Genomic DNA, 8078 nt, shown 5'->3' on the forward strand with positions numbered 1-8078 from the left:
AACAACGGTGAGTCGTTATGAGTGAAATTGATTTTTATTCACTTTCAAAACGAAGTGTCGATGCAGTAGATGTGCTGTGTTTGAAGGTTGTTGTATATAGAGACACAGGTTTTGGAACCGCATACATTGGATCAATATTATCGATCGCAAGGGCCAATCGACTACCAACAGGGAAGTCGTGAGCCACAGCTTGCAAGTCAACAATTAGGTCTGTGTCTTTTCCTTTGACACCGAACAGGGTTGCTGTTCCGTGTGTGATCAACTTTCCTGTTCCCCAAAAATCAACTTCATACAAATAGACAACAACGTGAGGTGCATTGTCGGAACTATTGATTTTACCTTTGTAGAAAGTTCTACCTCTCAGTTTGAGCGAAGTGGTGAGTTGGTCAGAAATATAAACCATTGCATTTGAACGATCGATCAAATTAACATTGGTTGTCACTGGCACGGAAACGGCACCATCTAAGATTTCGGATAGAAGGGGAACTCCGGTTGTAGCGTTTGTCCCGCCCGAAAGGATTGTATCATTTCCATTCGATGTGTTCGCAGTGGTTGTGATTTTTCCTGGAGTGAGAAGACCCATAGGGCGCAGATGGTATGTTCTTTCCACCTTATTTGGATTAGGCCAGGAGGCATAAGTCACTCTGGAAGAAGAAAATCTTTTTTGAATGGAAACCTTCGGTTTTGTCATGATTCCATTTTGGACTCCTTTTAACCAATAATCAAACCAATCATACGCATTGGTCCAAACATAGTTTTCAATTCCAAGAACTCCTCCAATTTCTGCTGTAGCATGAATTCCATTGTTCAAATCTAATTTTTTTGGTACTGTGAGTTGCTCAAAGTAAGGAAGGATTTGATTTGGTTGGAATAAATTGTCTTGTGAGTTGTTGGAAATGTAAACAGGTTTTCCTGCCGCATTCAAAGCCGCAACAGCACTGTTTGGTGATCTTTCACTTGCCCATGCCAAAACTGTTGCCACATCTCTTGTGTCTAAAAGTTTTCCAAAATTTTCTGCAATGATAGGATCCATTCTTCCTGTAATATAACCGGCAGTGACAAGTAATAATCCCCAAACCAGTCTTGGAGTTTGATTCCCATACAAAGAGTCTGGCAAACTTCCCCAACCACTCATGGCAACGGCTGTTTTGATTCTAGGTTCTTTACTTAGGCCAAGAAGAGAAATTCCCGCGCCGTAAGAAATACCCGCAATACCAATGTTTGTCGGATTCACAGGAGCATTAGCCAATAGGAAATCAATTCCTTTGGAAAGATCTTCCATGTCTTTTGGACCTGCTACATTGATGAGTCCGCCAGAAGTTCCAAATCCTCTAGTGTTATAACTGAACACAACGTACCCTTTTTTTGCAAGTTTAGCAGCAGGTACAATATACTCATATTCGTTAAGAGCCCAACTGTTGACAAAAATCACGGCAGGGAAGGGACCTGTTCCTGATTTAGGAATGAATAAGTTCCCTGTAATTTTCACACCATCGTTACTTAGAAACGAGATGTTGTCATTGAAAGTGAAACTTCCATCGTTTTCTTTTGCAAATGCAGATTGAATGTCTTTTGCATTCGCCGCATTGCTCAGTTGGAGAGCTTCCGGAGTTGCCGAAGTGCTGGAGTTTGTTCCATTTAACACACCTAATACGGCAGCATTGTCTTTTGAGTTTTGGTTTCCGTTTTGTCCGCAAGCCACCAAGAGAAAGATCCCAAGTGGCAAAAGCAGACGAAAGATTTTTTGCTTTTTCATAATTCGCCTCTGAATTGACTCAAATTTACCACGATTGCGTTGAAATGGCGTCCAAGATGGCGATTTTGGACGATTTTTTAGGTCTAATATCATAATTTTGTACCAATTCTAAGTACAGAGGGGACGCAAAAGGTTGACGGAAGCGTGCATTTCGTCCGAATTTTGCTAGATGTTCGAGTTTTTTGGTTCATGGCTCCAGTTCGGGGTTTGGTATCATTTCATATTAGGCCTTGGGATTCTTGTGAAAGAAAAGGGTTCCAAAGGATTTCCCTTTGCCATGATCGCTGCTTTTTCGGGTGGGACTTTGATTTTTTACGCCTATCGTCTGTATGTTGGGTTCGAATTTAAAATCTCCCTTTTGAATCATGGATATGTGCCCATTATTTTTTTAATCCCAGGCAGTATGCAGTATACAATCGAACAGTTTTTAAGTTTAGAACCAGTCCCTTTATCTGGATTAAAACGGTTGTATCCAACTTTTTTTGTGGTTCTTCTGCTTCTTCTTTTGGAATGGAAGGCTCCTCATCTCCTGTTACAATCAATGAATCAAAGTTTTGCGGGGGCAGATTTTTCTGTACCAGAAGTAATTTCTGCCATAGGTTGTGTCTACTGGGTTGGTACTTTTATTTGGATGATCTATCAATATAGAATGATCCTCTATCGAAATCCTAATAAAGAAGCAAAGTTAGGCGTACAAGTTTTGGGAATGATATTAAAAGGAAACATTACCTTTGCAAGTTTTATCTTTTTTAGTACATTCTTTCGTTGGCATACAGGAATATATTTTACAGCAGGGCTTGCCACACTGATGGCAGTAGTTGCTTTTATCGGAACAGAAATCAATCACGAATTGTTCAAAGATATTTTGCCGGGGCTTCGCCAATCCTATCGAACTTCTCGGATCCTAAACTTGGATTTAGAAAAACTTCAAAAAGACTTGGACTATTATTTGAAAGTTGAGTGTATCTATCGAGAAGAGGATTTGAGTTTAGCCTCCCTTGCTGAGAAGTTAGGAATCAAGGATTACCAACTCAGTGAATATATCAATGCTTATCTTGGTATTAACTTCAATCGTTTGATCAATGAATGTCGCATTTCAGAAGTCTGTCGTCTTCTAGAAGAAGAACCAAAAGCCAACTTGTTGTCTCTTGCTTACCAAGTTGGTTTTAATTCCAAAGCAAACTTCAATTTAGCATTTAAGGCATCTAAAAAAGTTTCCCCAAGTGAATATGCAAAGTCAGTGGGGAAGAGTTAGTTTACTTTTTCCCTTTCGGTTTTTTCTTTGATACTGTATATCCTAGAATGTTTGCCATCTTCCAGATCATTTCTAAATGCTCACCTGCAGATGTGATACTTGATTCTGTTTTTGAATCTGGCAATACAGAATGTAAATGAAATTCATTTGTTCCGAATCGAACCACATCGGGAGTCATATGAATCCATGTATGCCAACCATATTCACGTTCCTCAGGGTAGAAGGTAAGTAAAATCCCCGCACTGTCAATTTTTGGCAAATCAGGAATTTTATCGTTTAACTTGCGTCTGGCTGCCATGTCTAACATGGTGCGTGTTTCAGAACTAGATTTAGTTTCTTTCCAATGTTTTTGGATCAAATCGTCTCCTTTTTTGCCAAACCATCTCCAAAGTAATGGTAATCTTAACCCCAAAACTTCTTCATAAATACTAGAATCATAGGATTCATGGTTTGTCATATCCAAACGTCTAATAATAAGTTTTGAAATCGTTTCAAAAGAAGAATCACCCTCTAACAAAAACAATTTAGCAGCAAGTAAATCAGTCCATACATACCAATCGGGTGTTGGTTCTTCGAGAAGTGGTTTGATTTGATCTGCATCCATTGTAAGAACCTTTTTCCACTTTAGAGATTCTGGTTCCATCACCCGCATAAATTGTAATAAATAAGTTTTCCATGATGAGTCAGCATAAGGCAGTTTGAAAATTTCCAGAAAATATGGATATACTCCTGGACCTTGTATAAACAAGGCTTTGATTGCTTCCCACCTATCATAAGATCCTGAATATTTGTATTCATCCATAGAATATCGTAAGGATTCTACAAGCCAAGGACCTCCATATCGAATGACATCCTCATGTTTGTATTTAGTTTCACGAATTTTCTCGAATACATGTTGGATACTATACTTTTCAGGATGGAGGATGGCCTCAGGTAATAAATCTTTCTTTTTGGACAGTGCGGAAGCATATTTATCTGAATTATCAAATTCAGGTGCTTTTTCACCCGTGAGTGTTTCCCATGCACTCCTTGCTTCTACTTCGATATATGTCCAAGAGTAATCCACCATTGGATCAGGGTCTGCATAGATATGATACCAAAGATAATCTTTGAGTTTTGCAATTTTTTTCTTTTTAATACAACGGATGATTCCATAAACTCGAACCTGGTCTCCTTTGTTCCCAAGAATCCTTTCAGCAAAGTTCAAATACTCTTTGTTATCTGGTTCCAGAAACAAAAGGCCTGCTACATAACATGCCTTTAGGTCAATTGCAATTCCAGGATCATTGGATTCATCAACTTCTGCAAAGAATTTAGAGAGCTCTTGTTTTGCTTTTTCTGGCTCCATCTTTGCCAGGGCAAGTGCCGCCTCTGAGATATTAATGATCAGACGTAATTCCAAATAGGATCCTTTTTCTCTCCCTTTGATTTGGGAACTCCTCCTTAAATAATCCGCAATGACTCCCGTATATTCACTTAGTCCTAAATGAGCACATACGGAAAAAGCATTCCCTACACTCACTCCAAAGTATTTGAAGTGATCGCTGTAACTAAAAAGTTTTTGAATTAGTTTTATGGAAACTTCATCTAAAGTTAGAATTCTCTCCTGTAATGCTTCATTCAAATGAGTGTAGACAGTAAACATATTGTTTAAGGTGGGGCCTTCTTTTTGTACTTTATCTTTGATTTCTTTTATATTGTCAAGGGTCTCGAAAGTGCGCCATGCTGCATCAGCTAATATGGATCTGGATTCTTTATGATCACTATTGATGAGAGCCTCTACAACATATTCCATTCTGGGGTCATCTTGTTTGAGTTTATGAACCGCTTCTCTAAGTGAAACCATTGATCTATCGTCGTCTAACATGCCGATGGTTTTTGTTATTCCGCAAAAAGCTTTTTTGTTTTCCGCATCGTACTTCAGGCCTTGTCGGAAAGCTGCATTGATCGCAACTGAAAGCCGTTTGTCTAGTTTTTCCGGGTTATATGGCCAAGTATTGTATGCACTATCGGTTCGTTCTCGAAAGTAATCATCGATAAGCCTTTTTAGGTTTGTATCGTTTTTGGAAATTTCTTTTAGAATGGTATCATGTGCTGCTACATCTTCAGGAAATTCTTCAATCAGTTTGAATAGGTCTACTTCTGATTTTAGTCGCGATTCTAGTTCTTTTTTTGAGATTGTTTTTAGATTGGATAATCCTAAACTCTCATTATATATTTTTAAATTTTTGGGATCGATGTGTTTTGGATCAGCATTGGAAAACGTTTGAGATCTAATCTTTTCTACTTTCTCTGATGCAACGTTGAATAAGGTTTTTGACTTACCTTCTAAATAATTGAGTATGTGTTGGCTGAGTGTGGGTATGATTTTCCCTTTGGATTTGTTAGCAAGTTTGATGGTCTCTTTACATGCATCATCATTTTTAAAATAAAAATGATGTAGGATCCAGTAGGCGGCTAAATTGGGATAATTTTTAATATCTGTTTTTTCTTCCTCCCAAATGGCAAAGGAAGGTGCATCTGCGAGTTTTTCCGTAAATGCATAGGCTGGATCTCCATAACTATGGCCAAGTAGCCAAGAAGATCTTTCAAACATATCCAAAGAATTGTGATAGATAGGTTTTTTTTCATAATATTTTGTAGCTTCTTTTTCAAATGCTCTGATGACACTATCTTTGATTTTGGAAACTAAAATTGGTTCTTTTGGTTTTTTCTGAGAGTCTTCTTCTTCGAATTCTTCTTCCTCTTCATCATCATAACCTTCGTTTGATTCATTATTCCAGTTGTCTAAAATAAAATGGGTGATCGAATAATAAGGAAGGTTCTCGAGTTCTCCTATTTCATGGTTATAATGATTTACCTCGACAGATTCATTTTCATTAGGAAGTAAGTTGATCCATGATGTGTCTCCTCCACCGTCCGAAGCAAAGGCATATGAACCATTAAATAAAAACATAAGTCCGCTGTAAGTGCCAACTAACCAAGAAAGTACTTCTTCAGGATCCTTTATTTTGATTAATCTTTCTGTAGAAGAGATAGCATATTCAAAACCACCATCTTCATTTTCCTCCATTTCTTCTTCTTCGGCGGAGTGGTGGTCAATCATATTCCAAACATCTGCTACTTCATACATAATGGATTTGTAGCCTTTTTTTAGGTTTTCCCATTCTAAAATTTCTTTCCCAGGCTTAAAACCATACATGGATTCGAAGTCTTTTAAAAAGTTTTGGTCTAGTTTGTTTTTAGTTTTTTCCACTGCCTTCTGAAAAGTATCGCGCTGAGATTGAAATACTAACATACGATCAATGATAATCTCTTTTAGGTTTCCAGAGTAAAAATCCGCCTTTTGAAAATCTTTAGTTGTTTGTTGTTTCATAAAGTTAATTCCTTATTAAATGTTAAGAAAGATTCAGAGTAGTGGTTCCCAAAAATTTTAAACCAAAACTCTCCTGAGTTATCTTTCTCAAATTGTAGTAAATTCATTTCAGGTGTTAATCTATCGTATAGTGGATGAGGAGTTAGAGTCAATGTGTCTAAATTAAAGTTCAATAGGTGTTTTTTTGCAGGTTTTTTGTTTCTATCTCTTAGAAGCAAAGTGAGATTGGATTCATCTTCTATATTTAAGTCAATGAATTCTAGATAGGATCCAAAATATGATTTTATCGATTCGTCATATAAATCAAGAATGCTTTTTAATTCTCCGTCAGAATTACGAACCTCAAGTTTAGAGTCAGAATATAAGAAAATTTTCTTCGAATCCATTTTTACTTTCATAGGTGCACCACTCGTTGAAAATTCCGAGACCAACTTTCCGTCCAAATCAAGTATGTAAGCGATTTCTGAATTGTTTTCTGTCACAAGAATTTTATTTTTACTTAGTTGTTTTAGGTTATTGAGATTTAAAAAGTCTAGTTGACTATTTAAAGTTTCCCAACTGGCTCCATCCCAACGATGGATGAGCCTCCTTCCACCTGTATTAGCAAAAATTGCATAAGTATATTTTCCAATATTAAGGATTTGGTAAGGTGCAGAGTTTGCTAATTTTGGTGAAGGAACACTAAAAAACACATCATCTTTGAAGTATAAAATAGACTGTGAAGAACCAAACAATGTACAGTCTGGATTTGAATCAAAAGGATTATCACTTGCAAGATAATAGCCAATGGGGAATTCGTAACGAGTGATTTTTGATCCATCATTCCTATATAGAATGGGGCTTTGGTTCCAAGAACCAATCCAAAGATTGCCAAAACAATCTCGTTCAAAAAGTATTCTTTCGAATCCGGTTATAATTGATTCTTTTTTTACATCATTGGTGACTATTGTTTTAATTTCTAACATCTTGTTTTTTTGAAAACTTTGATGCAAAATGGAAACTATACTTGATTAGGCAATTTATTTTTTATTTTAGCATTTTTGAATATAAAAACCATGAATATCGCTACAATGGTTTATGTTTCGTCTGAATTTTTACATCGATGTAATGACTGGTTCATTTTCAGTATAGTCTCATAGAATTCTTTAAGACAATTGAATGCATTTATGGTGTGGAGCTTTGGGAAATTAGTTCGCACCAGTTGTTATAGAGGTTTTTTGTGAATTCGTCGAAGCTTTTAGATAAAACGAAAGCAGAACAAACAAAGGAAATAATCGAACAAGTTACATCCAACATATATTTAATGCTAACGTAAGGTTTATAATTATTTCATCCATTGTGAATTGAACTCGATACATTCTCTACAAAAAAGAATCTAATTCTTTGATTCGGAACACGATGTACATCTTTTTAGTAAATTCAATATCATAATATCATTCGATATACTGGAAAATTATTGTATTTTAAAAACCCAATGCCATCCTCATTAGCGTCTGTATCAGGATTTTAGTATTCTTTTTGTAAAGCATGTATTGAGACAAAACTGTAAAGGATGTACGAGTACACTCAAAAAAGCCCAATCCATAATGCGACATAATATACATTATGGGAAGTCCCATATTGCTTCATAATTAATAGTATCTAAAATCAAAATAATGCTTCAAAAGTAAAAGTATTCGAAGTAACATTCT

At 36.4% G+C, this 8078-nt stretch carries 4 protein-coding genes; 1 reads left to right on the forward strand and 3 read right to left on the reverse strand.

The genetic code is table 11. From position 1 onward, the window contains the following. Positions 1-34: 34 nt before the first annotated feature. Positions 35-1756: an alpha/beta fold hydrolase gene (locus EHQ47_RS01585; protein WP_135776416.1), complete on the reverse strand. Its 1722-nt coding sequence runs from the start codon at positions 1754-1756 to the stop codon at positions 35-37. Between the two features lie 169 nt (positions 1757-1925). Between EHQ47_RS01585 and EHQ47_RS01590 the strand changes: the two genes are divergently transcribed. Further along, entirely contained in the window at positions 1926-3011 is a 1086-nt protein-coding gene (locus EHQ47_RS01590; RefSeq protein WP_135776417.1) for a helix-turn-helix domain-containing protein, read from the forward strand. 1 nt (position 3012) lies between these two features. On the opposite strand, the gene EHQ47_RS01595 is transcribed toward EHQ47_RS01590, so the two are convergent. Continuing rightward, positions 3013-6387, reverse strand: a complete 3375-nt coding sequence (locus EHQ47_RS01595; RefSeq protein WP_135776418.1) for a hypothetical protein — start codon at positions 6385-6387, stop codon at positions 3013-3015. Beyond that, entirely contained in the window at positions 6384-7352 is a 969-nt protein-coding gene (locus EHQ47_RS01600; RefSeq protein ID WP_135776419.1) for a hypothetical protein, read from the reverse strand. The genes EHQ47_RS01595 and EHQ47_RS01600 overlap by 4 nt, the downstream gene beginning before the upstream one ends. Positions 7353-8078: the final 726 nt, after the last annotated feature.

The sequence above is a fragment of the Leptospira bourretii genome, assembly GCF_004770145.1.
GTDB classification, from domain to species: Bacteria; Spirochaetota; Leptospiria; order Leptospirales; family Leptospiraceae; genus Leptospira_A; species Leptospira_A bourretii.

Excerpts from the sequence above, each read along its gene's own strand:
- EHQ47_RS01595 (WP_135776418.1), bottom strand. The coding sequence starts at position 6,387 with ATGAAACAACAAACAACTAAAGATTTTCAAAAGGCGGATTTTTACTCT.
- EHQ47_RS01590 (WP_135776417.1), top strand. The coding sequence starts at position 1,926 with ATGTTCGAGTTTTTTGGTTCATGGCTCCAGTTCGGGGTTTGGTATCAT.
- EHQ47_RS01585 (WP_135776416.1), bottom strand. The coding sequence starts at position 1,756 with ATGAAAAAGCAAAAAATCTTTCGTCTGCTTTTGCCACTTGGGATCTTT.
- EHQ47_RS01600 (WP_135776419.1), bottom strand. The coding sequence starts at position 7,352 with ATGTTAGAAATTAAAACAATAGTCACCAATGATGTAAAAAAAGAATCA.